Origin of the sequence: Gordonia sp. DT218, from assembly GCF_049847105.1 — a bacterium.
GTDB lineage: Bacteria > Actinomycetota > Actinomycetes > Mycobacteriales > Mycobacteriaceae > Gordonia.
In genome coordinates this window covers 309,692-335,002 of the sequence record NZ_JBNCNS010000003.1, presented here as the reverse complement: position 1 = coordinate 335,002, position 25,311 = coordinate 309,692, and the positions used below count along the sequence as shown (strand labels likewise).

28 protein-coding genes are annotated in these 25,311 nt (G+C 66.6%); 11 read left to right on the top strand and 17 right to left on the bottom strand.

The window, feature by feature from the left end; all coding sequences use genetic code 11:
* Positions 1-23: 23 nt before the first annotated feature.
* The gene (locus ACPXCG_RS13085; protein WP_425792397.1) at positions 24-467 is read right to left on the bottom strand and encodes a MarR family winged helix-turn-helix transcriptional regulator; all 444 of its coding nucleotides are present in this window, start codon (positions 465-467) and stop codon (positions 24-26) included.
* A gap of 45 nt (positions 468-512) precedes the next feature.
* On the opposite strand from ACPXCG_RS13085, the gene ACPXCG_RS13080 reads away from it, so the two are divergent.
* A complete protein-coding gene (locus ACPXCG_RS13080) occupies positions 513-1,076 on the top strand; it encodes a maleylpyruvate isomerase N-terminal domain-containing protein (RefSeq protein WP_425792396.1) in 564 nt (187 codons plus the stop codon).
* Positions 1,077-1,257: 181 nt separating this feature from the next.
* Here the strand turns inward: ACPXCG_RS13080 and ACPXCG_RS13075 are convergent, their stop codons facing one another.
* The 8 genes from ACPXCG_RS13075 to ACPXCG_RS13040 form a co-directional block, all read right to left on the bottom strand.
* A complete protein-coding gene (locus ACPXCG_RS13075; RefSeq protein ID WP_425792395.1) occupies positions 1,258-1,914 on the bottom strand; it encodes an LGFP repeat-containing protein in 657 nt (218 codons plus the stop codon).
* Positions 1,915-2,003: 89 nt separating this feature from the next.
* Entirely contained in the window at positions 2,004-2,462 is a 459-nt protein-coding gene (locus ACPXCG_RS13070; RefSeq protein WP_425792394.1) for a polyketide cyclase, read from the bottom strand.
* 138 nt (positions 2,463-2,600) lie between these two features.
* Positions 2,601-3,881 (bottom strand): benzoate/H(+) symporter BenE family transporter, encoded by a 1,281-nt coding sequence (locus ACPXCG_RS13065; RefSeq protein ID WP_425792393.1) that lies wholly within the window; start codon positions 3,879-3,881, stop codon positions 2,601-2,603.
* 156 nt (positions 3,882-4,037) lie between these two features.
* Positions 4,038-5,531 carry an HNH endonuclease gene (locus ACPXCG_RS13060; RefSeq protein WP_425792392.1) on the bottom strand — a complete coding sequence of 498 codons (1,494 nt, stop codon included), beginning with the start codon at positions 5,529-5,531 and terminating at the stop codon, positions 4,038-4,040.
* Positions 5,532-5,817: 286 nt separating this feature from the next.
* Positions 5,818-6,276, bottom strand: a complete 459-nt coding sequence (locus ACPXCG_RS13055; protein WP_425792391.1) for a cupin domain-containing protein — start codon at positions 6,274-6,276, stop codon at positions 5,818-5,820.
* Positions 6,277-6,359: 83 nt separating this feature from the next.
* Positions 6,360-7,817 (bottom strand): NAD(P)/FAD-dependent oxidoreductase, encoded by a 1,458-nt coding sequence (locus ACPXCG_RS13050; protein ID WP_425792390.1) that lies wholly within the window; start codon positions 7,815-7,817, stop codon positions 6,360-6,362.
* A 163-nt stretch (positions 7,818-7,980) separates the two neighbouring features.
* Positions 7,981-8,436, bottom strand: a complete 456-nt coding sequence (locus ACPXCG_RS13045) for an RrF2 family transcriptional regulator (protein ID WP_425792389.1) — start codon at positions 8,434-8,436, stop codon at positions 7,981-7,983.
* A 4-nt stretch (positions 8,437-8,440) separates the two neighbouring features.
* Entirely contained in the window at positions 8,441-9,199 is a 759-nt protein-coding gene (locus ACPXCG_RS13040) for an SDR family oxidoreductase (protein WP_425792388.1), read from the bottom strand.
* 124 nt (positions 9,200-9,323) lie between these two features.
* Between ACPXCG_RS13040 and ACPXCG_RS13035 the strand changes: the two genes are divergently transcribed.
* The 4 genes from ACPXCG_RS13035 to ACPXCG_RS13020 all read left to right on the top strand — a co-directional run bounded on the left by ACPXCG_RS13035 (position 9,324) and on the right by ACPXCG_RS13020 (position 11,916).
* Positions 9,324-9,638, top strand: a complete 315-nt coding sequence (locus ACPXCG_RS13035; protein ID WP_425792387.1) for an ArsR/SmtB family transcription factor — start codon at positions 9,324-9,326, stop codon at positions 9,636-9,638.
* A complete protein-coding gene (locus ACPXCG_RS13030) occupies positions 9,635-10,051 on the top strand; it encodes an SRPBCC family protein (protein WP_425792386.1) in 417 nt (138 codons plus the stop codon). The genes ACPXCG_RS13035 and ACPXCG_RS13030 overlap by 4 nt, the downstream gene beginning before the upstream one ends.
* 83 nt (positions 10,052-10,134) lie before the next feature.
* Positions 10,135-10,491: a UBP-type zinc finger domain-containing protein gene (locus ACPXCG_RS13025; RefSeq protein ID WP_425792385.1), complete on the top strand. Its 357-nt coding sequence runs from the start codon at positions 10,135-10,137 to the stop codon at positions 10,489-10,491.
* Positions 10,492-10,605: 114 nt separating this feature from the next.
* A complete protein-coding gene (locus tag ACPXCG_RS13020; RefSeq protein ID WP_425792820.1) occupies positions 10,606-11,916 on the top strand; it encodes an acyltransferase in 1,311 nt (436 codons plus the stop codon).
* A gap of 8 nt (positions 11,917-11,924) precedes the next feature.
* Here the strand turns inward: ACPXCG_RS13020 and ACPXCG_RS13015 are convergent, their stop codons facing one another.
* The 4 genes from ACPXCG_RS13015 to ACPXCG_RS13000 are packed head-to-tail and all read right to left on the bottom strand — an operon-like array spanning position 11,925 to position 15,217.
* Positions 11,925-12,422 carry a flavin reductase family protein gene (locus ACPXCG_RS13015; RefSeq protein WP_425792384.1) on the bottom strand — a complete coding sequence of 166 codons (498 nt, stop codon included), beginning with the start codon at positions 12,420-12,422 and terminating at the stop codon, positions 11,925-11,927.
* Entirely contained in the window at positions 12,419-12,802 is a 384-nt protein-coding gene (locus tag ACPXCG_RS13010; RefSeq protein WP_425792383.1) for an NADPH-dependent oxidoreductase, read from the bottom strand. Before ACPXCG_RS13010 ends, ACPXCG_RS13015 begins: the two co-directional genes overlap by 4 nt.
* The gene (locus ACPXCG_RS13005) at positions 12,799-13,962 is read right to left on the bottom strand and encodes an LLM class flavin-dependent oxidoreductase (protein ID WP_425792382.1); all 1,164 of its coding nucleotides are present in this window, start codon (positions 13,960-13,962) and stop codon (positions 12,799-12,801) included. Before ACPXCG_RS13005 ends, ACPXCG_RS13010 begins: the two co-directional genes overlap by 4 nt.
* Positions 13,963-14,020: 58 nt before the next feature.
* Entirely contained in the window at positions 14,021-15,217 is a 1,197-nt protein-coding gene (locus tag ACPXCG_RS13000) for an SfnB family sulfur acquisition oxidoreductase (RefSeq protein WP_425792381.1), read from the bottom strand.
* Between the two features lie 256 nt (positions 15,218-15,473).
* On the opposite strand from ACPXCG_RS13000, the gene ACPXCG_RS12995 reads away from it, so the two are divergent.
* The gene (locus ACPXCG_RS12995; protein WP_425792380.1) at positions 15,474-15,803 is read left to right on the top strand and encodes a carboxymuconolactone decarboxylase family protein; all 330 of its coding nucleotides are present in this window, start codon (positions 15,474-15,476) and stop codon (positions 15,801-15,803) included.
* A 94-nt stretch (positions 15,804-15,897) separates the two neighbouring features.
* A complete protein-coding gene (locus ACPXCG_RS12990) occupies positions 15,898-16,779 on the top strand; it encodes a siderophore-interacting protein (protein ID WP_425792379.1) in 882 nt (293 codons plus the stop codon).
* Positions 16,780-16,815: 36 nt separating this feature from the next.
* Here the strand turns inward: ACPXCG_RS12990 and ACPXCG_RS12985 are convergent, their stop codons facing one another.
* From ACPXCG_RS12985 to ACPXCG_RS12975, 3 genes are all read right to left on the bottom strand, one after another.
* Positions 16,816-17,238: a PPOX class F420-dependent oxidoreductase gene (locus ACPXCG_RS12985; RefSeq protein ID WP_425792378.1), complete on the bottom strand. Its 423-nt coding sequence runs from the start codon at positions 17,236-17,238 to the stop codon at positions 16,816-16,818.
* Positions 17,238-17,945, bottom strand: a complete 708-nt coding sequence (locus ACPXCG_RS12980; protein ID WP_425792377.1) for a type 1 glutamine amidotransferase domain-containing protein — start codon at positions 17,943-17,945, stop codon at positions 17,238-17,240. Before ACPXCG_RS12980 ends, ACPXCG_RS12985 begins: the two co-directional genes overlap by 1 nt.
* Before the next feature lie 157 nt (positions 17,946-18,102).
* Positions 18,103-18,936 (bottom strand): sulfurtransferase, encoded by an 834-nt coding sequence (locus ACPXCG_RS12975; RefSeq protein ID WP_425792376.1) that lies wholly within the window; start codon positions 18,934-18,936, stop codon positions 18,103-18,105.
* 10 nt (positions 18,937-18,946) lie between these two features.
* Between ACPXCG_RS12975 and ACPXCG_RS12970 the strand changes: the two genes are divergently transcribed.
* Positions 18,947-19,480 (top strand): hypothetical protein, encoded by a 534-nt coding sequence (locus ACPXCG_RS12970; RefSeq protein WP_425792375.1) that lies wholly within the window; start codon positions 18,947-18,949, stop codon positions 19,478-19,480.
* A gap of 19 nt (positions 19,481-19,499) precedes the next feature.
* The gene (locus ACPXCG_RS12965) at positions 19,500-20,054 is read left to right on the top strand and encodes an RNA polymerase sigma factor (RefSeq protein WP_425792819.1); all 555 of its coding nucleotides are present in this window, start codon (positions 19,500-19,502) and stop codon (positions 20,052-20,054) included.
* Between the two features lie 203 nt (positions 20,055-20,257).
* Here ACPXCG_RS12965 and ACPXCG_RS12960 read toward each other — a convergent pair whose 3' ends face one another.
* Positions 20,258-21,478, bottom strand: a complete 1,221-nt coding sequence (locus ACPXCG_RS12960; protein ID WP_425792374.1) for a DUF7373 family lipoprotein — start codon at positions 21,476-21,478, stop codon at positions 20,258-20,260.
* A 532-nt stretch (positions 21,479-22,010) separates the two neighbouring features.
* Between ACPXCG_RS12960 and ACPXCG_RS12955 the strand changes: the two genes are divergently transcribed.
* A complete protein-coding gene (locus ACPXCG_RS12955; protein ID WP_425792373.1) occupies positions 22,011-23,882 on the top strand; it encodes a dynamin family protein in 1,872 nt (623 codons plus the stop codon).
* Positions 23,879-25,303 carry a GTPase gene (locus tag ACPXCG_RS12950; protein WP_425792372.1) on the top strand — a complete coding sequence of 475 codons (1,425 nt, stop codon included), beginning with the start codon at positions 23,879-23,881 and terminating at the stop codon, positions 25,301-25,303. Before ACPXCG_RS12955 ends, ACPXCG_RS12950 begins: the two co-directional genes overlap by 4 nt.
* Positions 25,304-25,311: the final 8 nt, after the last annotated feature.

The following is a 25,311-nucleotide window of genomic DNA, read 5'->3' as shown; positions in this document are numbered from 1 at the left end:
AGCGTCGGCCGATCCGGTCGTCCTCAGTCGATGGACAACCCCCGCGCCGCCTGACCCAGACTGCTCAGCAGAGCCCGGGCCGTCGCCCCACCGCCGTCGCCGACGGCCGACCGCAGAAACGACTCCTCCATCGCGCGGATCTGCCGCTTCACCTCCGCGAGCAACTGCTGCCCGGCAGGGGTCGTCGAGACGGTCACGCGGCGGCGGTCGGTCGATCGAGCCCGCTCGACCAGCCCGCGGTCGGACAATGCGTCGAGAAGGTGACCGAGCCGGGTCGGGTCTCGGCGCGTCCGCTGCGACAAGTCCGCCTGCGAGATCGCGGTGGCGTCGGCGAGCGCATCGAGCACCACGTACTCCCACATCGACAGGCCCGCCTGGTCCAGTATCGGCGTCTCCGCGGCCACCATCGCCCGGGCGAGTGCCCCGGCCGCGGCGCCGAGATCCATCCCACGATCGTCACCCGTCACGCATTGCCCCTTCCAAATTCATCTACCGTGGTAGATGATTACCCCATGGCCACACTCACCGAACTCCATCGTCGCGCACTCACCGACGCCGACGACATGATCGACGCACTCACATCAGCCATGATGCCCAACGCAAGCCGCTGCGTGGGCTGGACGATCGAAGATCTGGTCTGCCACATGGTCGGGCAGAACTTCGGGTTCGCCGCCGCGATCGCCGACGGCGATGCCGACCGGTCCACCTATCGGCCCAGGTCTCACACGCTCTGGGACGAGTCGAGGACCGCTGTGGCCACAGCCATCGACGGCGAACCCGCCGCCCGAGTACGCCTGGTCGAGATCAGGCAGGAGGCGATTTCCTTCGATGCCGTCCTGGCGATACACACGCTCGACCTGGCAGTGCACGTGTGGGACGCCGTCGGGGATGCTTACCGTCCATCCCCTGATATCGTGGATCTCGTTCTCGCCCAAGCAGAACGAATCCCGGCAGACCGTGGGGACGACGCAGTTTTCGGGCCGATCCGCGACGTCGAGGACGGCGATGCCTGGCACCGCGCCCTCGGGCTTCTCGGCCGCAGCAGTCAGACGAGTCGCGCGACCACCGCTGGTTGAGTAGCACGAGCGGAGCGAGTCCGGCCCCATCCACCGCTGGTTGAGTAGCGTCGCGCGAGCGGAGCGAGTCCGGCCCCGCTCACCGCTGGTTGAGTAGCGTCGCGCGAGCGGAGCGAGTCCGACGCGTATCGAAACCCGGCCGGCACGCCTCAAAAGCCCGGCGAACCGATCCGACCCTCCATCACGGCCAGAAGATCGTGCCGTTCAGAAAGTCCTGGGCGTAGCGTCCGCCGACCTTGTACTCGCCGCCGAGTGGCACGCCGTAGTACCCGGCGGCACCCTTCTGTGCCTGCCACTTCTTCAGGATTCCGCCGCGCACGACCTGCACACCGCCAGAATCGCTGAAGCAGATGACACCGCCCTGGAAATTGTTCAGGCGACCGCTGCCCACCTTGAGTTCACTGCTCGTCGGGTACCCCATGGCACCGCGTTCCGCTCCCGACCGCTGCCACCGCTGACGGATGGCACCACCCACCTCATGCGCCTTGCCGTCACCGGCCGACGGATGCCAGTAGAACGAGGCGTCGCGCTTGAAGTTCTGGAAACGTCCGCCCTTGGCCGCGGCATGTTCGGGCCCGGTCGGCATACCCCACTTGAGGATGCCACCGCTGAAGACGTAGGCGTCCCCGATCTTGCCTCCTACAGAATGCCCGCCGAGGACCATGTCCGCATTGGCCGGCGCTGCCGGACGCGCGACACCGAGAACGCCCCCGACGGCAGAAACGGCGAGAATCACCGACGCCGCAAGGGCCCGCCGCGTGGTGAACGTGCGCCCGGCCGACCGAGAGGGAGAGATCGCGGAAGGGATCAGCCGCAGCGAAGTCTGGAGTCTCGACATGTTCCGGAGTCTACGGACGCCACGCGGCGAGCCGGATGCGGGGTGAAATGTCGGATTCAGAAGGTTTGAGCCGCAATAGTATTCGCTGGTCAAGCCGTTTCGACGGTCCGCGCGAGAATTCCGAGCGTTGCCCGGATCGCCGTCTCCGGGATGATCGGGAAGACGCCACGAGCCTCGTCACGAACCCGGCTCCAGGCGTAATACGACGTCACCCGTGTGCCGCCGTCCACGGATTCGAGTCGATACCCGTAGCGATGATCCAGCGGGGGCCGGACCATCCCGGCGATCGACCATTCGATCCACTGATCCTGCTCGAAGCCGGTGATGATCACACGGACGTCGTACTTGCCCATGGGGCGATCATTCAGCGACTCACGATCCATGTGGACCAGGAACTCGTCGCCCACCGCTCCCACGGACTCGCCGTCGGCGCTCTGCAGCATCCCCGAGCTGTCGATCGTGACGTGCCCCTCGGGGGAACAGAGCAGCGCGAAGATCTCCGCCTTGTCGGCCTCGATCACCCTGGGCACCTCGAACCGTTCGGTCATCGTCGAAACTCCCTTGTTCGCACCGTCTGTGTTCGCACCGTCTGTGTTCGCACCGTCTGTGTTCGCACCGTCTGTGTTCGCACCGTCGCCGCAATTCGCGACTCGCCCCACGCTAGTCCTCGTGGCGCCGTGCACACCTCACGATGCCGCGGCCCGGAAGTCCTCCCGCTCGATCAGCCGGGACACCACCAGCCCGGCGATCAATCCCCAGAATGCCGAACCGATGTTCAAGAAGCTCAGGTCCGAGATCGAGACGAGGAACGTCACGAGCGCACCCATCGTGAACCGCGAGCTGAACGCCGATCGGAAGGCGTTCTGGAGAGCACCCAGCAGCGCCAGCCCGCCGACCGTGGCGATGAAGGCCGCGGGCATCGCGTCCATCACCTCGACGAAAAGCGGAGCGAACAGCCCGACCGCGATTGCGAGCACACCGAACGTGAGTGCGGCGGTGTACTGACGCTGCCGTTCGCCACCGGCGACGAGCAGAGCGTTGGTCGGTCCGGCGAGGCAGCTCGAGATCGCTCCCACTGCCGACGCCAGCATCGACCACACCCCGCACACGACCGTGACGACATTGACCGGCGCCTGGTGGCCGGCCGACTTCAGAACGGCAACACCCTGACCGTTCTGGACGACGATCACGGTGACCACCAGCGGAACAACCAATTCCAGCATGGCGCGGACGCTGAAATCGGGCGCCTGCACCAGCGGGGTGGCCAGCCACGAGGCCGTCTCGTGGCCGAGGTGGAACTTGCCACTCACCGCCACGGCCACCGCGCCGGCCAGACACGCGCCGATGATCGGCGGCATCCACCGGGACAGGGTGCCGTGACACTGCAGAACGAAGAACGCGATCACGATCGGAAGCGCCACAACGGGATCGGCACCGACAGAACGCACCACGTCGATGCCGAACTGGAGGAAGACTCCCGCCACCATCGCCATCACGATCGGTGTCGGCAAGGCCGACATGACTTTTCGCACCCGCCCGGTCAGTCCGATCACGAAGATGAGCACCCCGGTGACCAGAAACGCTCCGAGCACCTCGGCCCATGACAGGTGTTTCAGGGACGCACCGACCAGTACGGTGCCCGGGATCGTCCAGGCAAACGCCAGCGGCATGCGATACACCCAGCTGGCGATCAGGGTCAGGATGCCGTTGAGGACGAACACACCGAAGATCCACGACGACAGGACCGCGGCGTCGAGCTTCCCCGCAGATCCCGCCGCCAAGATGACCGCAACCGGTCCGGAGGCCGAGAAGATCAGCCCGACGACACCGTTGACGACATATGTGCCACCGAGATCACGTAGTACCTCGCGAGGTCGGAGGAGCCGACCGCTCGGGCGCTCCACGACCCCATGGGTCGAGGGCTCCTCTTCCTCGGTTGTCTCCGCAACGGACTCGGGCGCGGACATGACGTGAGATCTCCTCGTCCCGCCGGTTGCTCGAACACGGCGCTGGGTGGCCGATGTTCGAGCGTAGGTCGAAGATTGTTCCGCGAGAAAGACTCAGTTTCGCCCCATTGATCGATGATGGCTATCGATGGAGGTCATCGCGTCAGACCCCGCCGGTCAGCGCGGATACGTGACGATCTCCTGTCCGGTGCTGGGGTTGCGCCAGGTGATGGTGCGGTCCGTGTGCATGGTGGGGAGCCAGAAGCCTTGGTGTTTACGCTGGTGGTCGGGTCGGCACATGGGCGCGAGGTTTTCGGGCACCGTCCAGCCACCGAGGTGCGGCTCACGATGGTCGAACGGCACCAGGTGATCGATCTCGCACTGATCGGCAGGCATGCCGCAATACGGGTATCGGCAGTGGTGATCCGAGAGCAGGATCTCGCCGCGAACCCGCGTTGACGGCGTGTAGGTGAGCGCTCCCGGCGGCGGCAGGTCGAAGCCGCCGTGCCCGGTCCGATCGACCGGTGGTGCGGGGCCGCGGTCACGGACCAGCAGGCCTGCCGGCCGATGTCGGGCGGTTTCCGGCAGCCGTACGACTCGGGCACGGCCGCTCAGATCCGTCGCCAATGCCGGGTCGATCGCACCGTAACCCCGTAGCCGGGGGACTTCGATGCCGAGGGGATCGAGGACGACGGTCAGTTCGGGCAGCACGAGATCAGACGGCCGTGCCGCTTCGAACGATTCGCCCGGGCCATCCGAATCGTCCCGCCCGTCCGATTCGTCACTGCGATCAAAACGATGCCGGGCGGTACCGGAGTCGGCCTCCGCCTGCGAATCGGCGTTGGTGACGCGGCAGCCATCTCCGCCGCAGGTGCAGACGAGCCGGCCGCCCAGTCGGGCCAGTTCGACGAATGCTGCCACGCGTTGTTGGCCTATGGTGCGCAGGTCGTTTCGACACACTCTGGCAGCGATCAAGGCCGCGATCTGTTCCCGCAGGGCCACGCCGTGTTCGGCCGGTACGCAGGCGTCGATGTTCGCGTGTCCGGAGCTGTCATTGGTGATGGTGAGGTTTTGCCACGTCTCGGCAAACCCTTCGCGGGTCTCGGCCGCGGCCACCGGGTCGAGGCTGATGACGAGTGCTTCGAGTTCATCGCGCAACACGGCGTCGGTCGACGGATGCGAGGACAGTTCCAGCGCACGGTCTTCCAGATCACCAGACTCCTCGTCGGCCGACCGATCGGAGTCGAGGTCGTCCGCCTGGGAGTGGCCGATCGAAGCATCGGGGTCAACCGGTGTCTCGGTGTCCGGGGCCGTATCCGACGCGACAACAGGACTCGGCTCTGGCGCCGACTCGAGGGCGTGCACCATCACCGACATCCGGTGGGTGCTCAATTCGCCGGCGAGATAGGCCAGGCGGATCTTGGGGCGACGTTGCAGCGCATCGCCGAGCTTGTACCAGGTGCCCGCTTTGATCCGTGACATCCCGAGTTGCAGCGAGATCTCCCCGACGGCGGCCTTGTCGGCCTGGTTGCGCACCATCATCTGCCGCTCCGCCGACAGCGCGAACAACACCTCGTCATAGGCGGCCTGTCCGATCCGAAAGGCCAACAGCACCGCCCGCGCCTCGGCCTGCCGACTCAACCGCACCAGGTCCCGAGCCGCGTCAGCCACTTGATCAGCACCCAGCGACGAAATAGCGGCATCATCCGCAACGGCATCATCCGCAACGGCATCCGAGAAGGTGAACACGGTGTTGGACTTTCGTGAGATCCTCGCGGCCACGACACCACGAAGGACAAGATCGACAGGACACCAACAACATTCGCCCGTCAACAAGAGAAGCACACCCGCGTCACAACAACTACGACAAGACTAAACCATCCCACCGACAGACTCGGGCACTACGAGATCAGCGCCAGATCATCAGGCCGTTGCCGCCACCGAATCTGTGGCCGGACTACTCCTTGTCACACCCGGGCGCCGGCGCGTCCTCCGACAACGGCTTGCCCAAAGGGAGCAGGTAGAGCACGTCGAGGACCACCGGAGTGGCGCCGAGATTGCGCCCGGCGTGGGTGTTGGCCTGTCCGTGCGGCTCTCGGATGATCTCGCCCGGACGGTAGATCGTGGGGACACAATCGGGGCCTGGATGCGTGAAGGTGCCCGAGCGGATCAGTCCGACGAGATCCCCGTCGTGATAGTGCCAACCGGTTGTCCCGCCGGGCGCGACCGTGATCTCGCGGACCGCGACGTGGACTCCCTTGGGGACAAAGGGCAGGAGTCCGGCGGGGATGTCGCCTTCGGCCAGCGTGACTGCCGAGATACCCGACGACGGCGTCGCCGCCGCCTCCGCGGGCAGAAAACCCGCGACGACGGTCACTGCGACGACACCAACGATGGCCCTGATGAGCTGTTTCATCACTGGACCGTACCGCCGTCACCGGGTGGGACAGCCGATTTCGCACACACACGCCGGGCCGCGCAAGCGGCCGGCACCGAGGCCTACGCGCTCTGCCGCTCCTCCAACCGCGGTGCCCTGTCCTCCGGCTGCGACCCTTCGCGCGGCCGTCCCAGACTGTCGAGCACTCCGATTGCGTTGCGCGCGAACACCTGCTGTTCGGTGATGGCCAGCTGGGTCCGGCTGCGGCTGGTGAACGCGAAGAACCAGTCGACGAGTGTCGTGAACCGATTGCGGAAGCCCACCAGGTACAGCAGATGCAGGAAGAGCCATCCCAGCCAGGCGACGAAGCCCGAGAACTCGATGCTGCGCGAGGTGCCCGGGATGGGGATCTTCGCGACCGCACTGAAACGGGCGATGGTGGCCATCGAGCCCTTGTCCCAGTAGGAGAACGGCTTACGCGACGTCGGGTCCGCTCCGCGCAGTCCCGCCCGGATCGCCGCCGTCGCGTACTTCGCCCCTTGGATCGCGCCCTGCGCCATCCCGGGTACACCCTCGACCGCCATCAGGTCGCCGACGACGAAGACGTTCGGCTGCCCGGTCACGGTGAGGTCAGGTCCGACCTTCACCCGGCCCGCGCGATCGAGTTCGACCCCGCTCTGCTCGGCCAGCTGACGACCCAACGGGCTGGCCGAGACACCGGCGGACCACACCTTGCACTGACTCTCGATCCGCCGCGTGGTGCCATCCTGGTCCTTGACGACGAGCCCGTGGTAGTCCATGTCGACCACCATGGCCCCGAGCTGGATCTCCACCCCGTTCTTCGCCAGACGCTTCGCGGCACGTCGGCTCAGCTTGCCGCCGTAGGGCGGCAGCACCGCAGGCGCGGCGTCGAGGAGGATCACCCGCGACTCGGTCGGATCGATGTTGCGGAACGAACCCCGCAGCGTCTTCGTGGCCATCTCGGCGATCTGGCCGGCCATCTCCACTCCGGTCGCGCCGGCGCCCACCACCACGAACGTGAGCAGGCGCGCGCGTTCGTCCGGGTCGTCGGATAGTTCGGCCTGTTCGAAAGCGCCGAGGATTCGCCCACGCAGCTCGAGGGCATCATCGATGGTCTTCAATCCGGGTGCATACTCGGCGAACCGGTCGTTGCCGAAGTACGACTGATCGGCCCCCGCCGCCACGATCAGACTGTCGAACGACGTCTCGGTGACGCGCTCCAGCAGCCGGGACGTGACACTGCGCCGCTCCAGATCGATGGTCTCCACCTCACCGAGGACGACCGTGGTGTTGCCCTGTTTGCGCAGCACCACCCGAAGGGCAGGTGCGATCTGACCTTCGGAGATCAGTCCGGTGGCGACCTGATAGAGCAGCGGCTGGAACAGGTGGTGGGTGGTCCGGGCGATCACGGTGACGTCGACGTCGGCCTTGGCCAGTTGTCGCGCGGCGGTCAGTCCGCCGAATCCCGAACCGATGATCACCACGCGATGACGTGCGGTTTCGCCGCTGCCGCGGGTTTGCTCGACGCGCTCGTCGTCGATGGGTGTGTCGTCGTTCATGCAGCTGCCCTCCAGAAGAGTTCTCCGGGACACCCAGGCGGACGATGCCTCTGACAGTTGCGCTCCACGCCGGTTGACTCCGGCCTCGCCAGTCGCGATCTCCAGGGTAGCGAAGAACCCGCCGGACGGCGAGCCGTACATCTCCGTGCTGCTCGACCGTCGGTCAGGATGCCGCCAGGATGTTCTTCAATTGGTTGATATCAAGTGTCGCAGCAAGATCCGCAATGGTCACCCCGGCCAGCGACGTCCGCCAGGCCCGCTCGGCGGCGGCCATCACCTTCGCGATACCGCACGCGGACACGCATTGTTCCGGCGGCGCGGCGAGGATGCCCTGCTGCCGGATCTCGGTACATCGGAATGCCGGCTCCTTGCCGTCCACGGCCTGGACCACGTCGAGCACCGTGATGGTTTCGGGAGCACGCGTCAGGGCATATCCGCCGTCGCGCCCCTCGGCGGGGAGGATCAGGTCCGCACGCGCCAACGCCTGCAGGTGCTTCGCGAGGTAGGTCTTGGACACTCCGTGCAGCTCAGCGAGCCGGGCTGCCGGCACCGGGCGTTCGGACTGGCTCAGCACCACACAGCAGTGCAGAGACCACTCCACGCCGGTCGAGAGCTTCATGGCGTCAGCCTATCGACGCACGCGCATCGAGCCAGTCGTCGAAGGTCGTCGGCGCGATCCAGGCATCCACGCCCGGCGTGGGGACGAGAGCCGCGTTGTCGAGGATCGCTCCGAAATACCCCGCGTCGTGATCACTCTGCACGGATCGTCGATCGCCGGTTGTGGCGAACAACCGTCGGACCAATTCGTCGATACCCACCGCCTCGGGCCCGGCGATCTCGACGGTCCCGTTGACCGGCGCTCCGAGCACGATGTCGCTCACCCTCTCGACGACGTCGCTCGAGGCGATGGGCTGCAGATGCGCAGGCGTGGCGTGCACCACATCGCCACGCGTCCCCGCTTCGGCGATGCCGGCGACGAATTCGAAGAACTGTGTCGACCGCACGATCGAGTATGGAATCGGCCCGGCCTGGACCAATTCTTCCTGCGCGAGTTTCGCGCGCATGTACCCGGAGTCGGTGAGCCGGTCGGCACCGACGATCGACAGGATCACGTGATGACCGACCTCGGCAGCCTGCTCGGCGGTGAGCAGATTACTCGTCGAGGCACGGAAGAACTCCAGGACGTCGTCGTCCTGCCACGACGGTGAATTGGTGAGGTCGACGACGACGTCGGCGCCCACAACGGCTTCGGCGACACCCTTGCCGGTGGTCGCGTCCACGCCGGCGCTGCGCCCCAGGGCCACCACGTCGTGCCCGGCCGCGGCCAGCTTCGCCTCGACCTGACTCCCGATGAGCCCGTTACCGAAAATGACGATCTTCATCTCACACCTTCCCTTCGTTTACTCGGATCTTTATAGTCTCAGTTTACTACGACATCGTATATCCGAGTCAATGTCTGTCCGGCCACAGTTGACGCGTCGGATATTTCCGACATATCCTCGCGCCGTGCTCACCTCCGACGACGTGTTCCTGGCGCTGGCCAATCCGGTCCGCCGCCGGTTGTTGGAGTTGCTCGCCGCCGAACCCACGGCTGCCGGCGATCTCAGTGCCCACTTCGTGCTGAGTCGCTCGTCGGTGGCCGAACACCTGAAGGTCCTGAAGGATGCCGGGCTCGTCGCCGACGAGGCTCGTGGCCGCCACCGGATCTATCACCTGACGGCGGCCCCGCTCGCCGACCTGAGCGACTGGCTCCACCCCTTCGAACGCTTCTGGCGTGCCCGACTGTCCGATATCGCCGACATCGCAGAGGATCTCGTATGACCACCGATTCCACCCACCGGTACGCGGTGATCCGCGTCGATCAGTTCGTCGCGGCCCGCCCTGAAACCGTATGGCGCACCCTCACCGAACCGGACCTGGTGCAGCGCTGGTGGGCGGCCGGCGACATCCGGCCCGATGTCGGACACGAGTTCACTCTCGACATGCCGGGTTTCGGCCTCCAGCCGTGCCGGGTCCTCGAGGCCGATCCGCCCTCCCGGTTCGTCTACACGTTCACCGCCAACTGGACGCTCACCTGGACCCTGATACCGGAGGGAAAGGGCACACGCCTCCTGCTCGAGCACTCCGGGTTCGACCTCGACGACACGCGGATGGCCGCGGCATTCGACCGGATGGGTCCGGGCTGGCGCGACGTCGTCCTGCCGCGGCTCGCCGACCTCGTGCAGGAGATCTGACTCCGTCCGGCCGCGGGAAGGCCGCCGCGCCGATATCCTGACGTGCATCGCGGAGTGACCATCCCCGCCGATCGGAGGCCGCAATGTCATCTGCGTCGATCGATCCGGACGTCCCACCGAGCGGTCCGGGCTGCGTCGAATGCACCAGCGACGGCTCGTGGTGGGTGCACCTGCGTCGCTGCGCGCAGTGCGGTCACGTCGGCTGCTGCGACGACTCTCTGAACCGCCATGCGCGCCGGCACGCGGAGGAGACCGGCCACCGCGTCATCCAGAGCTATGAGCCCGGCGAGGAGTGGTTCTGGGACTTCACCACCGAGGAGTTGTTCGCCGGCCCGGAGCTGGCAGCGCCCACCGAGCACCCGGCCTCGCAGGGTGCGCCGGGTCCGCGCGAGCGACTCCCCGACGACTGGCGCGCCGAGTTACGGTCGCACGAATCCTGATCAGACCCCGTAACCCGCGCTGACCTGCACGGATGCACCTCCACTGAGGTTTCTCCCAGGAACAGTCCGTACACTGCCCGACGCAGGGGAAGGGATCCGATCGGGGAGGTGCGGTTGCAGACCGTCGACGACACCACAGAAAAAGTACATACGGACGCCGGGCCGCCGGGGGGCGGCTCGACCGGCGTCGCGACGGAACCTCGGAGGAAGCCGTCATCGGGCCGCGCGCACACCGCCGACTTCGTGCGCGTCCTGCTCTTCGCCGGCGTGGTCATCGCACACAGCGTCAACGCCATCAACACCTCTCCCGACGTGATCCGCTCGGCCAACCTCGTCGGCACGATCTGTCACCTCACCCGCTACGGCTTCGTCGCGGTGACGTTGTTCGTCCTGGTCCTGAGCACCCGCGGCAAACCGATGTCACCCGTCGCGTTCTGGCGACGGCGATTCGGCATGGTGGTCGGCCCCTACCTGGTGTGGACCCTGCTCTACTCCCTGACCGATCACGTGATCATCGCCGACAACCCGTGGCCCACCCCGGCCCGCTTCTTCAGCGATCTCGGTCACGACGTCGCCACCGGCGAGGGCAAGTACCAGCTCTACTTCTTGCTGATCTCGATGCAGATCTACCTGGCGTTTCCCCTGGTCTCATGGATTCTCGATCGCACGGCACACCGACCGTGGCGAGTACTCGGCGTCGCCGCCGTGATCCAGATGGGGTCGTTCGTCTTCTACCAGTACCTCCCCCGCCCGGCCGGGCCGACCTGGACCCTGGTCTACGACAACCTGTGGAAGACGCTGCCGATGTATGCCCTGTTCATCGCGATCGGGGCGCTCGCCGCCGTGCACCACGAGGTGATGAACGAGTGGCTGCGGACCCACGCGGTCGCAGTGATCTCCGCGTGCGGGATCGGTACCGCCTTCAGTGTCGGCGGCTACCTCCTGGCCACCTCCCCCGGCAACGTCCCGCTGCAGGCGAACACCCCGTGGAATCCCGTCAACCTGCCATGGTTCCTCGCCGGACTGACGCTTCTCTGGATGCTGGCGCTGGTCTGGAACGCGCGCCGGGAATCGGGTCGCGTGATGTCGTCGAAGGCGGTGTCATATGCGTCGTTCCGCGCCTTCGGCGTCTTCGCCGTGCATCCGCTGATCCTCGACATCCTCGGCCGGACCGGCTTCATCGGCACACTGTTCGACTGGTTCCCGAACTCCGCGGCGATCCGCACCACACTGCTGACGGCGGTCGTTCTCGCGGCGTCCCTGATTGTTGTCGACATCCTGCTGCGCACCCCGGTCAGCAAGTGGCTCACCGCCAGATCCCGCGTCCCGGTGCGGCGACGGGCAAAGCCCGTCGTCACGACCGTCGTGGAGTCTGCCCCTGACCCGCGGGAGAGCACTGCCGTGAGTGCGGCGCCGGCGCCCTAGCGTGAACACTAGACCGCGAGACGGCCGAAGCCACTCCGGTGAAAGATCAAGGGACTGCCGGACTCCGGATGCTCCACCGCATGGAGTTCCAGTAGCACGATGATGTGATCGCCCGCCTCCACCTCGCGGTAGATGGTGGTGTCGAAGCGGGCGAGCCCATCGTCGAGGGTGACCGCACCGTCGCCGGTGGCCTGGAGCGCGATGTGGTCGAAGCGATGCTCGACCGGGCCCGCCAGCCGGCGACAGACCTCACCGTGATGGTCGGCCAGGATCGTCACCCCGAGGTGTTCGGCACGGCGGAGATCCGGCCATGTCTTGGAGGTATTGGCCACCGAGAAGGACACCAGCGGCGGGTCGAGGCTGACACTGCTGAAAGAACTGGCGGCCAACCCGGTCAATGCCCCGTCCACCTCGGCAGCGACAGCGACCACACCGGTCGGGAACACACCGAATGCCTTGCGCAGCTTGGCCGGGTCGAGATCCTGATTGGTGCGCAGCTCAGTCATGAACGCCCTCCCAGCAGCGCTGTGACCGTCGGCCTGGTCTCGGCCGGCCACTCCGCGTAGGCCTGCGGGTCTTCGTACGCGGAATCCACCACATAGAGCGCGCGGCCCGGCACGGTGCCGCCGATCTCGGTGAGAACCGGTCGCAATGTCAGCTCAGGCGACAGCGAATGGGCCGGACTGCCGCCGAGCATCAGGCGGATCGCCACCTCCGACAGACCGGTACCACCCGCGAAACGGTCGAGGACAGCCGCACCGAGGGTGGCGAGGTCGACGATCACATCGGGCTCGGCGCCGCTGAGCTCGGTGGCGACACAGGTTGCCGCGGTGAGTGTTCGGCTCGCGGGCTTGGGATTTCCGACGACGACGGCGGTGGCGATCATGACGCCGCCGCCCGCGCGGTGGGCGCCGCACCGAACGGCACCGCGGAACGTCCGACGACCGGTGCGGGATGTTCCCAGAGGCCGCGCCGGGCGAGTTCGGGGAGAACACCCTCGCCGAACCAGTACGACTCTTCGAGATGCGGATAGCCGGAGAGCACGAACTCCTCGATGCCGACGTCACGATAGGCCTCGATGAGATCGGCGATCTCGGTGAACGAGCCGACCATCGCGGTCCCCGCGCCACCGCGAACCAGGCCGATCCCCGCCCAGAGGTTCGGGTAGATCTCCAGACCGTCCTTCGAACCCTTGTTGAGTGCGAGCATCCGCTGCTGCCCCTCCGACGCCGAACGCTTCAGTCCCGATTGGATACGCGCAACCTCCTCGTCGGAGATGTGCCGGAGTAGCCGATCGGCTTCGGCCCATGCATCGTCGGAGGTCTCTCGCGCGATGGTGTGCAGCCGGATACCGAACGTGAGTTGCCGCCCCTGCCCGGCCGCCGCCTTACGCACCCGATCGAGCTTCTCCGCGACCGCTTCCGGGGGCTCACCCCAGGTGAGGTAGACGTCCGCGTGCTTCGCGGCGACGGCGATACCGGCCGGCGACGATCCCCCGAAGTAGATCTTCGGCAACGGATCCGGGATCTGCGCGAGTGTGGCGTCGGCGACCGACAGATGATCACCGTCGAAGTCGACCGTCGCACCGGTCCACAGCCGGCGGACGATCTCGAGGAATTCGTCTGCGCGGGCGTACCGCTGGTCCTTGTCGAGGAAGTCGCCGAACATCTGCTGCTCGTGGTCCTCGCCCCCGGTCACCACGTTCAGCAGAAGCCTTCCGCCGGAAAGATTCTGGAAGGTACCGGACATCTGCGCCGCCAGAAACGGCGCGACGACGCCCGGCCGGAAGGCGACCAGGAACTTGAGTCGCTCCGACAGACTGCTGATCATCGCGGTCGAGATCCACGCGTCCTCGCACCAGGCCCCGGTCGGCGTCAGTGCCGCCTCGAATCCGAGTTGTTCCGCGCTGCGGGCGATCTGACCCAGATACGGCACCGAGGCCGGCCTGCCCGCGGAGCCGGCCGACACCCCGTGGCCGCCGCCGACCACGTTGCGGCCGTCACCGCCGTTGGTCGGCAGGAACCAGTGAAACGTCAATGCACTCATGTACTTCGTTCTCTTCCTTCGTCTCTCGTGCCGGGGGCGTAACTCGTGTTGCGGTCGGTCAGAGTTGACCGGTGCGGGGCGGGAGAATGCCCTCGGCTGCCCAGCGCCCGAGGTGCTGCACCTTCCACGCCGCCGGGTCGTGCAGTGTGTGGGTGCGGGCATTGCGCCAATGTCGATCCAGGGACTCCTTGGCGACCACGGAACGGGTACCGGCGGCCTCGAACAGGCGGCTCGCCACGTCGACGGAGGTCTTCGTGGTGGAAGCGCGGGCCGCCGCGACGGCGAGGGTCGCGGCCGCGGCGGTCGCCTCGTCGAGATCCGCGTCGGCTCGGTCGACGGCACGGCCCGCCTCGGCGAGCAGGGCCTCGGCACCGCGGACCGCGAGCTCCATCTCGCCGAAGGCGTGCACCACCAACGGATCGTCGGCGGCGCGCTCGACCCCGGCGTCCGGGTGGGGACGGCTCTTGGTGGTCACGAACTCCGCGGCATCCTCGAGCGCGGCGCGCGCGATACCCGCGTCGATCGCGGCGTGGAGCAACTGGGCGAACGCGCCGTAGGTGGTCGGACCCGTGAAGGTGGCCGAGAAGTCGGTGATCAGGTCGTCGGTGACCACCACGTCGGTCAAGCGCACCGTCCCGCTCGCGGTGGTCCGCTGGCCGAGGGCCTCCCAGTCGTCGACCACCTCGACACCGTCGGCATCACGCCGGACCCACGCGACGTGCAGCGGACCGTTCTCGCCGAGATGCGCCAGCGTCGGGATCCAGTCGGCGAACAGCGCCCCGGTGCAATAGAACTTCGTCCCGTTCAGACGCCAGACGCCGTCGTCGCCGCCGATGTCCGGTCGGAGCGTGGTGGCGTAGTCGCGGATGTGCTTGGTGCCGCGCTCGGATTGCGCGTTACCCAGAGTCTTGCCCGCGAGGACCTCGGGAAGGATCCGCGCCTGCTGCTCCGGGCTGCCCTGGAGCAGAAGCTGATTGATGAACACGAAGTGGCTGTGCGGGATCTGCCCGATGTTGGGGTCTCCCTTGGAGATGAGACGGACCACCTCGGCCACCGTGCTCGCGGGTAGCTCCGCTCCACCGAGTCGGGCGGGAACCGTGATGGCCGCCAAACCACTCGCGGCCAGCTTCGCGACCTGCTCGAACGGCAGAATCCTCGCCCGGTCACGTTCCGCGGCGCCCTTCGCGAACTCGGCGCCGAGTTCGGCCGCAGTGGCGATGGCCTCGCCCCTGCCGAGGACCGGAACCTCACGCATCTCTCACTCCTCGCTCGTCCCCGCCGGATGTCAACCCTCACATCAAACGCCGCCGAGCCCGGGCCGACCACACTTTCTCGCCCGCTGAGTCAAAGATTTGCCGCCCGATCACCTGCGTCACGGAGTCGATGGCACCCGACGTACGCGGTTTGCCCACAATACCCCCCAGGGGTACAGTGTGTCGTGCCGCATCCCCAACCCATGTCGTGCAATTCCTTCAAAGCCGGATCAAGCGCACCAAGTACAAGGAGTACCAATGCACTCTCACAACGAGGAAGCAAAGTTCATGGCCGACATCAAGGAAGCCGCGCCGGAGATGGTCTCGGCCTTCTTCGGGTTCGACAAAGCCGTGTTCGACAAGAACACCGGAACCCTCGACCTGGCCACCCGTGAGCTGATCGCGGTTGGGGTGGCCGTGACCACGCAGTGCCCGTACTGCATCGAAGACCACGCCAAACGCGCAGTCAAGGCCGGCGCTTCCAAGGCCGCCGTCGCCGAAGCCGTCATGGTCGCCGCAGCCCTGCGCGCCGGTGGCGGTGTCACCCATGGATGGAAGGCGATGAAGAGCATCGCAGACGACGAGTGACGTCGCGGAAGATCTCGGCCCGCGATCCTCGTCCGACGAAACCGAGCCTCTGCACCGACGTCGTCGATGACCCCCGCGTACCCTGGCCCGCGTCATGGGTTACTCGTTCGCACGCGTCACAGCTGCCGCCGACCTGAATCCCCGCCTCCGCCGAATCCGCTTCGAGGTACCCGACCTCGAACAACTCGGGCTGCCCGGTGCCGCGGACGAAGCGGTCGGGATCTACTTCCCTCGCGATGGTGAGTCGGCACCCCCACCCATGCAACTCCGGGATGGCGTGTGGGCATATCACGACGTCGATCCGTTACCCGATGCCCGCAACTACTCGGTCCGGGCCGTCGATCCCGAGACCCGTTCGATGACTGTCGATTTCGTGGTCCATTCACACGGTCCCGCCACGGTGTGGGCGCAGCACGCAGAGCCGGGGGACGAGGTGGCGATGTCACACGCGCGCGGCTGGTATCGGCCGCCGGCCTCCGCCGGGTGGCACCTCCTCGTGGCCGACCTGGCAGGCCTGCCGGCGTTGGCCCGCATCCTGGAGGAGCATCGGGGCGCGGCCACGGTGGTCGCGCTGGTCGAGGTCGCCGCCGACGACGACCTCGCCTACCTCGACCGCTGTTCGACGGATGCCGAGATCGTTCCCCTCGTCGGCAGCGGAAACGGACTGGGGCCGAGCGTTCTCGGCGACTCGATCCGTCGCCTCGATCTTCCCCCGGGGACCGGATACTGCTGGTTCGCCGGGGAAGCGGCCCAGTCACGGGTTACGCGAAAGTACTTGCGCCAGGAGCACCGTTGGCCGCGGGAGAGCTACGACATCATCGGCTACTGGCGTGCCGAGGGTGAGAGGTGGGCCCGTCGCTATGCCGAGCACGGCGACGAGCTCTTTGCCGTATATCAGCGCGCGATCGCCCGGGGCAAGGGCGAGAAGGCGGCGGCCGAGGAGTTCGACGAAGCGCTCGAGCGCGCCGGACTCTGAGCCACCGAACCCCTCCCGGGTGCCCGAAGGGGCAACTCAGCCGGTGGCCTGGTCATTGTCCTTCATCGAACCCCACCCGTGCCAACGGTCGATCTCGATGATCGCCGTCGTGCGGGGCCGTACCCGATCGGGATATGGACCGCCCGCGTAATGACGGGAGATCCGGTCGATGTCGGTGAGGCCGTCGTCGTCGCGGAACTCGATCACGCGGCCGAGCAGCGTGATGTGCGTGTACCAGGTCTCCTCGTCGAGCACCGTGAGGGTGACGCGGGGATCACGCCGCAGGTGGTCGAGGCGCACCCGGCCGTTGTCCATGCTCAACAGCACACGGTCGCCGTCGAGCAGATACCAGGTGGCCGCCGAGACCGGCCCGCCGTCGGAACGCAGAGTCGCCATCACGCATGGATTGGGCTTGGCGAGAAGCTCTTTCGCAGCATCAGGAAGCGGTGGTCGGGACATCAGTCGGCCTTTCCCAGTCGATCGACGAGGGCACGCGCGAGCGGGCCCGAGGATGCCGGATTCTGTCCGGTCAGCAGATTGCGGTCGGTCTCGATGTGCGGCGCCCACGGTTCCCCGGTGACCACCTTCAATCCCGCATCGGTGAGACGATCCTGGAGCAGCCACGGCGCCTTGGCCGCCAGCCCGCCCTGTTCCTCCTCGGCATTGGTGAAGCCGGTGACCGTATGGCCGATGAAGGTGTTCTCGCCGTCAGCGTCGGTTGCCGAGAGCAGGGCCGCCGGCCCGTGACACACGATGGCGACGGGCCGGTCGGCTGTGTTGACCGCGGTGAGGATTTTGCCGGCCTCCGGGTCGACGGCCAGGTCCTCCATCGGTCCGTGCCCGCCGGGCACGAAGACGGCGTCATAGTCTTCGACCACCACATCGGACAACGCAATCGGGTTCTGGAACTCGGGGGCACTCTCGACCACGCCGCGGATATGAGCGGCGGCCTCGGCCGAACCGGCACGCTCGGCGGTCAGGCTCCCCTCGTCCACCGGTGGCCGTACGCCACCCGGGGTCGCGACGGTGACCTCGTAACCTGCGTCTTTGAGGATCTCCAGTGGTGCGACGGCCTCCTCGGCCCAGAACCCGGTCGCGTGTTTGCTCCCATCGGTGAGGGTCCAGTGATCCGATCCGGTCATCACGAACAACACTGTGCGTGACATGTCGACCTCCTCAGTCGTTCGGCTCGTCCGTTCGAGCGCATTCGTCGGTCCGAGTACAGCGGCCCCCTCATCGCCAACGTACCCATGTTCCGGTCTATTCGTGCGAGGTGCGGCCGACGCGGCCGCTCCGTCGCGGCGTCCACGTTCCGCGGAACGCTCACGCTCCCGTCGCGACCGGCCGCTCCGGGTCCGACGACCACTGCGACCACGAGCCGGGGAACAATATGCCGGTGAAACCGGCGATCTCCAGCGCGGCGATCTCGTGGGCCGCATTGACACCCGACCCGCAGTAGGCGATCACGTCGGTGTCGGCACCGATCCCCAAGGTCGAGAAGCGTTCTCGAAGGACATCTGCAAGCAGGAACGTGCCGTCGGGTCCGATGTTGGCCGCGGTCGGCGCGCTGATCGCGCCGGGGATGTGACCGGCACGCGGATCCATCGGCTCGGCCTCACCTCGAAACCGTTCTGCGGCACGGGCATCCAGCAGCTGGGCGGGCGATCCGGGGACGTCGTCGATGTCGACGGTAGGTAGATGGCCGCCGGTCAGAGTCACCGAGCCGGTACGCGGCGTCGCATCGCCCGTCGACACCCGGAGCCCGGCGGTTCGCCAGGCACCCAGCCCGCCGTCGAGCATGCGCACATCGGTCAGGCCTGCCCAGCGCAGCAGCCACCACGCCCGGGCCGAGGCGAGATTGCCGATGTCGTCGTAGACCACCACCGAGGATCCGTTGTCGATGCCCCATCGGCGGGCAGCCGCCTGGAGATCGGCGATGTCGGGGAGCGGATGCCGACCGCGCTCGGGTGTCGCCGGCGCGGCGAGCTCGGCGTCGAGGTCGACGAACACCGCGCCCGGGATGTGACCTTCCCGGTAGTGGTCGTGACCGTGGCGGTCGCCGAGTTGCCATCGCACATCGAGAATCACCGGCGGGTGATCGGAGAGCATCGCCTCCGGGAGCTCGTCGGCGCTGATCAATATCGGGGTCGTCGGCATGCTCCCGATCATGCCTGTCCCGCCGAACGAGGACGACCACGGCGGGAACAATCCAGCGGCCCGTAACATCAAACCCGTGAGCGGCCACCGACTGGTGGCGGCACCGCACTCACACCCGATCGGAGGTCATGACATGCAGGAGGAGCCGTCGATCCTGGCTTCACTCGGCATCGACCCCGCCGCCACGTCACCCGAGCCCCCCGCCGGGGTCTGGGAGACCGCACTCCAGGCCGCGTTCGACCCCGACGCGGTCGCCGACCCGGACACCGTGCCCGACATGGACGACACGCTGCCACCCGACGACGATGACGACATCGTCGTGGTGGACGACCATCCGCACGCCGACGACCACGACACGGCCCATCCAGGGGCCACCGATCACGCAGCCACCGATCACTCGCTCACCGGACACGGCGCGGACGCGGACGATCCCGCGCTCGATCACCCGGACCTCGGCGGCGGCGAGCACCATGATCTCGGCCACGATGACATCGACCACGGCGACCACCACGACCACGGCCACGACGGCCACCACGACATCTGAACTTCGGTTGGGGGAGTTGATGGACGAAGCGGTGCTGCTCATGCAGGCACGCGACGGTGATCAGCACGCTTTCGCGCAGCTCGTCGCCGCCCACCGCACCCACGTGTGGGCGGTGTGCCTCAACATCTGCGGAAATCAGCACGACGCCGAGGACGCTCTGCAGAACACCCTCGTCGCGGCATGGCAGAACCTGCACAAGTTCCGGGGCGAGGCCCGCTTCTCCACCTGGGTGCATCGCATCGCCGCCAACAACGCTCTGACCGTGGTACGCCGCCGCAAGAACAACACCCAGATCACCGACTTCACCGATCCCGAACAGCCGATCCAACTCATCGACGACGACGGCGGATCGAGCTTCGACGAGCGGCTCGCGGTGCGCGACGCCGTTCGTGATGCCATCGCCCGGCTTCCCGACGATTTCCGGGAGGCGGTGGTGCTGCGTGAGTTCGGCGATCTCACCTATGCCGATATCGCTGTCCACCAGGGCGTCGGCGTCCAGACCGTCAAGTCGCGGCTCAACCGTGCCAGGACACAGCTCGCGGAGATCCTGCGCGATCAACGCACCGCAGGCTGACGCGACCGATCGAGGACGGTCGACGACTGGAATGCTCAGTCCGATCAGCTGGGAAATGTCACTGACCGCGGAGTCTCCGGCCGGGTGACCAACCCCGACTATGCGCGAAGAACCTCAGACGGGGGCAAACACCAACGCCGTGCGCCCCGCCCACTGCGGAAAGGGGCGAGGCACACAACGTTTGGTGTTCGCGTATGTCCAGATCACTTGGCGTTCTGATCAGCCTTGGTCAGGATTGTGTACTGTGCCGAAATCTGCTGATAAGCATCGGCTTTGTTGTTGGAGGTGACGGACCCGACATAACGGCCCTTCTGCACGAGGCAGATGAACATTGTCGACTCGTTCACCGCTTTACTCTGACACTTGGCGATCGGAAGGCCCTGCGGACCAGCCACATTGCCCATGCCCTGCGTGCGATTGGCGGCCACAAAGGTATCGACGATCTTCTTGGCGCCGGCATCGTCCCGGGCGCGGTACACGGTGGAACGCTCAACGCCGTTGGCGGTCGAGCCCACCTCCGAGAGCACATTGAAGTCAGTGACCGGGTCGGAGCTGGTCATGGCCATTCCGCGCGGTCCGTACACCGCGCGCATAGAACCGCTCGGCATCCCTGTGGACTTCTTGAGTTCCTCGTCGGAGTACGGCAGCGCGTAGATCAGGACCTTGTTCTGATCTATCATCGGATCCTTCGCCTCGATGCCCTTGGCCTTCGCTTCGGCCTTTGTGGGCGTGGCGGGGAACTGATCGATCAGCTTGCCCTGGAGCGTCACGGCCTTCTTGATGGTGGGTTCCAACAGATCCTGCTGCTTGGTGGTGGTTTGGTACCACTGGTACAGCACGTAGGTGTTGTGCGGCGTGTAGGCCATGATCGTCTGCTTGTCACCGTCGTCCTTTTTGATCACGGTGGTGTCGGGCAGGCCGTCGATCTTGGTTGTCGTCGCATTCTCGGCCTTCGCGCTTGCCGCGGCCATCTGATCGGCAGCCTTGCCGGCGTCGGCGGGGGTCAGATACCGGACCACCATGTTGTTGATCGAGCGCTGGTTGCCCGCGCGCAGGCTGGAGTCCGGTGTGCCGGCAGTCGCGACGTAGCCGCCGACGACGGCGTCGTTGGCCGGCACGTCGACGGGCTCCGGTGCCATGACGGCTTTCATGTTGTTCTTGCCGGTGATGACCATCGTCGGCAACTTCGCGTTGGTGAGATCTTGGTCGATCTCGAAGGGCACCACAATGTACTCGGCCATCCGCTGGCCCTCGACCTGGAGAATGTTCGCTGGCGTGGACCGGGGAAACGGTGGCCGTGGGCTGGTCGGGTACTTGCCGGTGTTGAGCACCTTGAGGTCGATCGGGGGTTCGGCGGCCTTGCTGGATGCGGCCGTGTGCTCAGAGGCGGCTTCTCCGTCGCCGGAGCATCCGGCGACGAGCACGGCCGCTGTGGCAGCACCCACCAAGCAGACGGCGGGTTTCCAATTCTTCATATCTCTTTTCCTTCCGAAGGTTGCCCGGTCGCGACCGGATGATCGGCTGCCTGGGCCCGAGGGCGTATCGGCGGCGGGGCGGCGGTACGCATCAACTATTGAATTGGTAGCTGACGAGAGGACCAGCCCTGATTGGACGCTGCGGACAGGGCATTTGGTTCCCTCGCCGGCCTGGGTCTTTGACGGTGGCCGAGTCAGAGCATGGACAGTGGGCTCAACGCCACGCGGTGACCGGGCTCTGCCACCGCAGCGGTCCGCGGCGGCTGCCACTTGTCCATCGTGAAGAAGTCCCAACGAGCCCGTGCGACACAGGGGCTCGCCGTCCCCTGGACCAGCAGATGGTCAATCCGCCCTGCAGGTTAATGCAGGAGGCCGACTATCGGTTAATTTGGTCACTCGGTAGAGTGCCGTGTTGGCGCGGACTCAGCCTGGTGCACGTCACCGCGCGAAATGGCGGTGATCGTCCACGACGCTTGTGGCCATGGCCACACTCGAGAACCGGGGGATTCAGAAGATGGGTGAGACTGCGTCACCAGCCGCAGCGGCCACCCATCCGGTTGCCGCCGATTCGGCAGCAACCGAGGTGGTCGAGGCCGCGGTCAAGGTTCTGCGCGCCTACCAGATGGACCGCGTCGCCGACGTCGCGCTCAACAAGCTGCGCAGCGACGACCACACGCGCACGATCGTTGTGGTCGGCGAAGTGCAGCGTGGCAAGAGTTCGCTGGTCAATGCACTGATCGGGCATCGCAACATGTGCCCGGTGGGAGTCGACGTGACGTCCGCGGTGACCGTCAGCGTCACCGACGATGCGGACCTGGATCAGCCCAGTGCCGCCGAACTGTTCTTCCCTTCCGGCGCGAAAACGGTGCCCACCGCCGACCTCGAACAGTGGGTCACCACCGGCGGAGCCATGGTGCGTGACCCACAGGTCGAAGAACTGCCCACCGCGGCAGCCGTCGCTGTCCGCGATGCCCAGATGTCCGACGTCACCATCGTCGACACCCCCGGCGTCGGAGGGCTCGACGTCGGTCTGGCCAAACTGGCCGAACAATCCGCGGAACAGGCGCGCGTGCTGGTGCTGGTGTGCGACGCGTCGAGTCCGCTGACAGCACCCGAGATGGAGTTCGTGCGCCAATCCACGGCGACCGTCGATTCGGTCGTCGTGGTGGTCACCAAGACCGACAAGCATCTGCGACGCTGGCGACAGATCGTCGCCGAGAACGAACGCATCCTCGCCGAGCATCTGCAACGCACAGTGACGGTCGTCGGCGTGTCGAGCCTGCTGGCGGTGATGGCCACCGAAACCACCGACCCACAGCTGCGTGAGCGACTCGACGTCGACAGCGGCATCGGGGCACTCCGCCGGCAACTCGGTCAACGGCTCGACGCCGCTTCCAGCCGACCGCATCTCGACGCAGTCCGCGCCTGCCTGGAAGGACTGCGGGTGGTGCGCACGAAGATCTCCCGCGAACTCGACGCCGTCGAAGCCGGCGCGAAGGCACTCCCCGATCTGACCGCGGACATGAAGCGACTGACCGAGCTGCAGGACCAGGCACGGCAGTGGGAGCAGTATCTCGCGCGTGACCTCACGTTGCTGCGACAGTCGGCGGTCGACGATCTCGAACGGCGCCTCGACGAGATCCGCGACAAGTGGACCAAGTACGTCAATACCCACGGCATGGACGTGTTGCGGCGCAGCGCACAAAAGTTCACCGCCGACATGCAGACCGATCTCCAGTTGGCGATGGCAGAAACCCTGTCGGGGTTCTTGCAGGAGCTGCACGACAAGATCGTCGCGCCCCGATTCACCGATGACCCCGGGGTATGGGAAGAACTCAGCGCACAGATCGTCGCGTCCATGCAGGACAAGAAGATCGAGGCCCACCAGGTCGGCAGCAAACGCCACGGACTGCTCGACCCAACCCTGCTCACCATGGGTGTGGTGGGATCATCGACCCTCGGCGGGCTGATCGGACTTTCGGCGCTCATGGGGGTCGGTATCGCGGTGGGCACCGTGTGGGTCGGAATCAACCTGGGGTTCAGGGCGATCCGGGCAGGCAAGGCCAACCTGCTGTCCTGGCTACGGGAAACGGTCGTCGCCACCAAGGCCGCGACCGGTCGCCTCCTCGACAGCGCTGTCGCCCAATCGCGACCGGAGATCATCATCCGCTACCGCGAGTACCTGCGCGTCAACATCGAAGACCTCCAGAAGACCATCAACGAGGTGCAGAAAGCGGCATCCGCGGACGCGGCCTCACGCGAAAAGAACACGAAACGACTCTCGAGCAACCTGGCAATCGTCGACAAGCGGATCGCGTCCGCCGAGCAATACCTGGCCGGGGTGTCCCGATGACAACACCCACACCGCGGCGCGTCGACCCCATCCACACCGTGCTCGACCAGGGACTGCACCAGCTCGCCGCGCTCGGCGGCGACCTGGTCGCTCACGCCAACTCGATCGGCACCATCTTGTGGTCACCACCGCGGGTGGTGGTCGTAGGGCGACTCAAAGCCGGAAAATCGACCCTCGTCAACGCACTGATCGGCGCGCCGGTCGCCGAGACCGCTGCCCTGGAGGCGACCAACGTGGTGACCGTCTACCAGGACGGGGCCCCCTCGCGAGCCGAAGTCGTCAGCGTCGGCGGGGCCCGCCACCCCGTGGCGGTACAGCCGAACCAGCGCCCCCAGCTACCGCTTCCGACGCCCGACATCCAGTTCGTCGATCGGTGGCTGCCCTCGGCAGCGTTGCGGCAGCTCACACTGATCGATACCCCGGGCCTGTCCACGCTGACCGTCGCCAACGACGCCGCCACCCGACGGGTGATGATCGACGGATTCGAGCAGACCCGCACCGCCTCCATCGACGCCGACGCCGCGGTGTTCTTGTTCGACGCCGCGCCGCGCCACGATGAGATCGCTTTCCTGAGCCAGCTGCCATTCACACCGTTGAACATGTTGGGCGTGCTCTCGCGCGCCGACTCATTCGGCGAAGGCGCCCTCGGTCAGCGAGACCCCCTCGAACATGCCACCGAACATGCTGGGCGACTGGCCACGCAGCTGAAGAACACTGTCTCCGCGGTCCTTCCGGTCTCCGGCCTGATGGCCCAGACCAGCCACACCGGCATGCTCACCGAGCAACTGGCGTCCGCGCTGGCGCGGCTGCAGCCGATGGCACCACTGGATGTGCTGCGCATCTTCGACAACGACGTCGACAGCGTGGTGCCCGTCGCGTTGCGCGAACAGCTCCTCGGCCTGGTCGGCGAGTACGGGGTGTTGCACGGCCGCCAGGTCGCCGTGGGCGGCGCGGCAGCACTCAACAAGTGGCTGACCGAGCGGTCCGGTGTCGCCGCCCTGCACCGGGCGCTGGACGCCTCGACCACCCGCTTCGCGATCTATCATCGCGCCCACCGCATCCTCGCCCGCCTGGACCAGCTGGCGTTCACCCACCCCGCCCGCGACCAGATCCGGTCACTGACAACCGTCTTGCGCATGAATCCCGCGCTACACATGGTCTCCGTCATGGAGGACTACCAGCGGATGCTGCACACCGATCCCCGATCGATCGTCACCGATGAACTGCACACGATCCTGACCGCGACCACCGTCGCCGGTCAGGTCGGACTACCCGATGATGCGTCAGCGCACGCGGTGACCGCCGAAGCGCACCGCCGTCTGGGCGTAGCCCAGCAGCGGTCGCTGGCGACCGCATCGGCGGCCGAAGACGCCGCCATCGTCACCCTGATCGACACGTACACGACCGTGATCACCGGATAGGACCCCCA

What these genes read in the sequence shown, in the direction of transcription:
- ACPXCG_RS13055 (WP_425792391.1), bottom strand. Translation starts at nt 6,276, where the DNA reads ATGAAACAGCTCATCAGGGCCATCGTTGGTGTCGTCGCAGTGACCGTC.
- ACPXCG_RS13070 (WP_425792394.1), bottom strand. Translation starts at nt 2,462, where the DNA reads ATGACCGAACGGTTCGAGGTGCCCAGGGTGATCGAGGCCGACAAGGCG.
- ACPXCG_RS13005 (WP_425792382.1), bottom strand. Translation starts at nt 13,962, where the DNA reads ATGAGTGCATTGACGTTTCACTGGTTCCTGCCGACCAACGGCGGTGAC.
- ACPXCG_RS12985 (WP_425792378.1), bottom strand. Translation starts at nt 17,238, where the DNA reads ATGTCCCGACCACCGCTTCCTGATGCTGCGAAAGAGCTTCTCGCCAAG.
- ACPXCG_RS13065 (WP_425792393.1), bottom strand. Translation starts at nt 3,881, where the DNA reads ATGTCCGCGCCCGAGTCCGTTGCGGAGACAACCGAGGAAGAGGAGCCC.
- ACPXCG_RS12975 (WP_425792376.1), bottom strand. Translation starts at nt 18,936, where the DNA reads ATGCCGACGACCCCGATATTGATCAGCGCCGACGAGCTCCCGGAGGCG.
- ACPXCG_RS12990 (WP_425792379.1), top strand. Translation starts at nt 15,898, where the DNA reads ATGGGTTACTCGTTCGCACGCGTCACAGCTGCCGCCGACCTGAATCCC.
- ACPXCG_RS13025 (WP_425792385.1), top strand. Translation starts at nt 10,135, where the DNA reads ATGTCATCTGCGTCGATCGATCCGGACGTCCCACCGAGCGGTCCGGGC.
- ACPXCG_RS13010 (WP_425792383.1), bottom strand. Translation starts at nt 12,802, where the DNA reads ATGATCGCCACCGCCGTCGTCGTCGGAAATCCCAAGCCCGCGAGCCGA.
- ACPXCG_RS13000 (WP_425792381.1), bottom strand. Translation starts at nt 15,217, where the DNA reads ATGCGTGAGGTTCCGGTCCTCGGCAGGGGCGAGGCCATCGCCACTGCG.
- ACPXCG_RS12995 (WP_425792380.1), top strand. Translation starts at nt 15,474, where the DNA reads ATGCACTCTCACAACGAGGAAGCAAAGTTCATGGCCGACATCAAGGAA.
- ACPXCG_RS12970 (WP_425792375.1), top strand. Translation starts at nt 18,947, where the DNA reads ATGCCTGTCCCGCCGAACGAGGACGACCACGGCGGGAACAATCCAGCG.
- ACPXCG_RS13015 (WP_425792384.1), bottom strand. Translation starts at nt 12,422, where the DNA reads ATGACTGAGCTGCGCACCAATCAGGATCTCGACCCGGCCAAGCTGCGC.
- ACPXCG_RS13050 (WP_425792390.1), bottom strand. Translation starts at nt 7,817, where the DNA reads ATGAACGACGACACACCCATCGACGACGAGCGCGTCGAGCAAACCCGC.
- ACPXCG_RS12980 (WP_425792377.1), bottom strand. Translation starts at nt 17,945, where the DNA reads ATGTCACGCACAGTGTTGTTCGTGATGACCGGATCGGATCACTGGACC.
- ACPXCG_RS13040 (WP_425792388.1), bottom strand. Translation starts at nt 9,199, where the DNA reads ATGAAGATCGTCATTTTCGGTAACGGGCTCATCGGGAGTCAGGTCGAG.
- ACPXCG_RS13080 (WP_425792396.1), top strand. Translation starts at nt 513, where the DNA reads ATGGCCACACTCACCGAACTCCATCGTCGCGCACTCACCGACGCCGAC.
- ACPXCG_RS12955 (WP_425792373.1), top strand. Translation starts at nt 22,011, where the DNA reads ATGGCCACACTCGAGAACCGGGGGATTCAGAAGATGGGTGAGACTGCG.
- ACPXCG_RS13045 (WP_425792389.1), bottom strand. Translation starts at nt 8,436, where the DNA reads ATGAAGCTCTCGACCGGCGTGGAGTGGTCTCTGCACTGCTGTGTGGTG.
- ACPXCG_RS13075 (WP_425792395.1), bottom strand. Translation starts at nt 1,914, where the DNA reads ATGTCGAGACTCCAGACTTCGCTGCGGCTGATCCCTTCCGCGATCTCT.
- ACPXCG_RS13030 (WP_425792386.1), top strand. Translation starts at nt 9,635, where the DNA reads ATGACCACCGATTCCACCCACCGGTACGCGGTGATCCGCGTCGATCAG.
- ACPXCG_RS12950 (WP_425792372.1), top strand. Translation starts at nt 23,879, where the DNA reads ATGACAACACCCACACCGCGGCGCGTCGACCCCATCCACACCGTGCTC.
- ACPXCG_RS12965 (WP_425792819.1), top strand. Translation starts at nt 19,500, where the DNA reads ATGGACGAAGCGGTGCTGCTCATGCAGGCACGCGACGGTGATCAGCAC.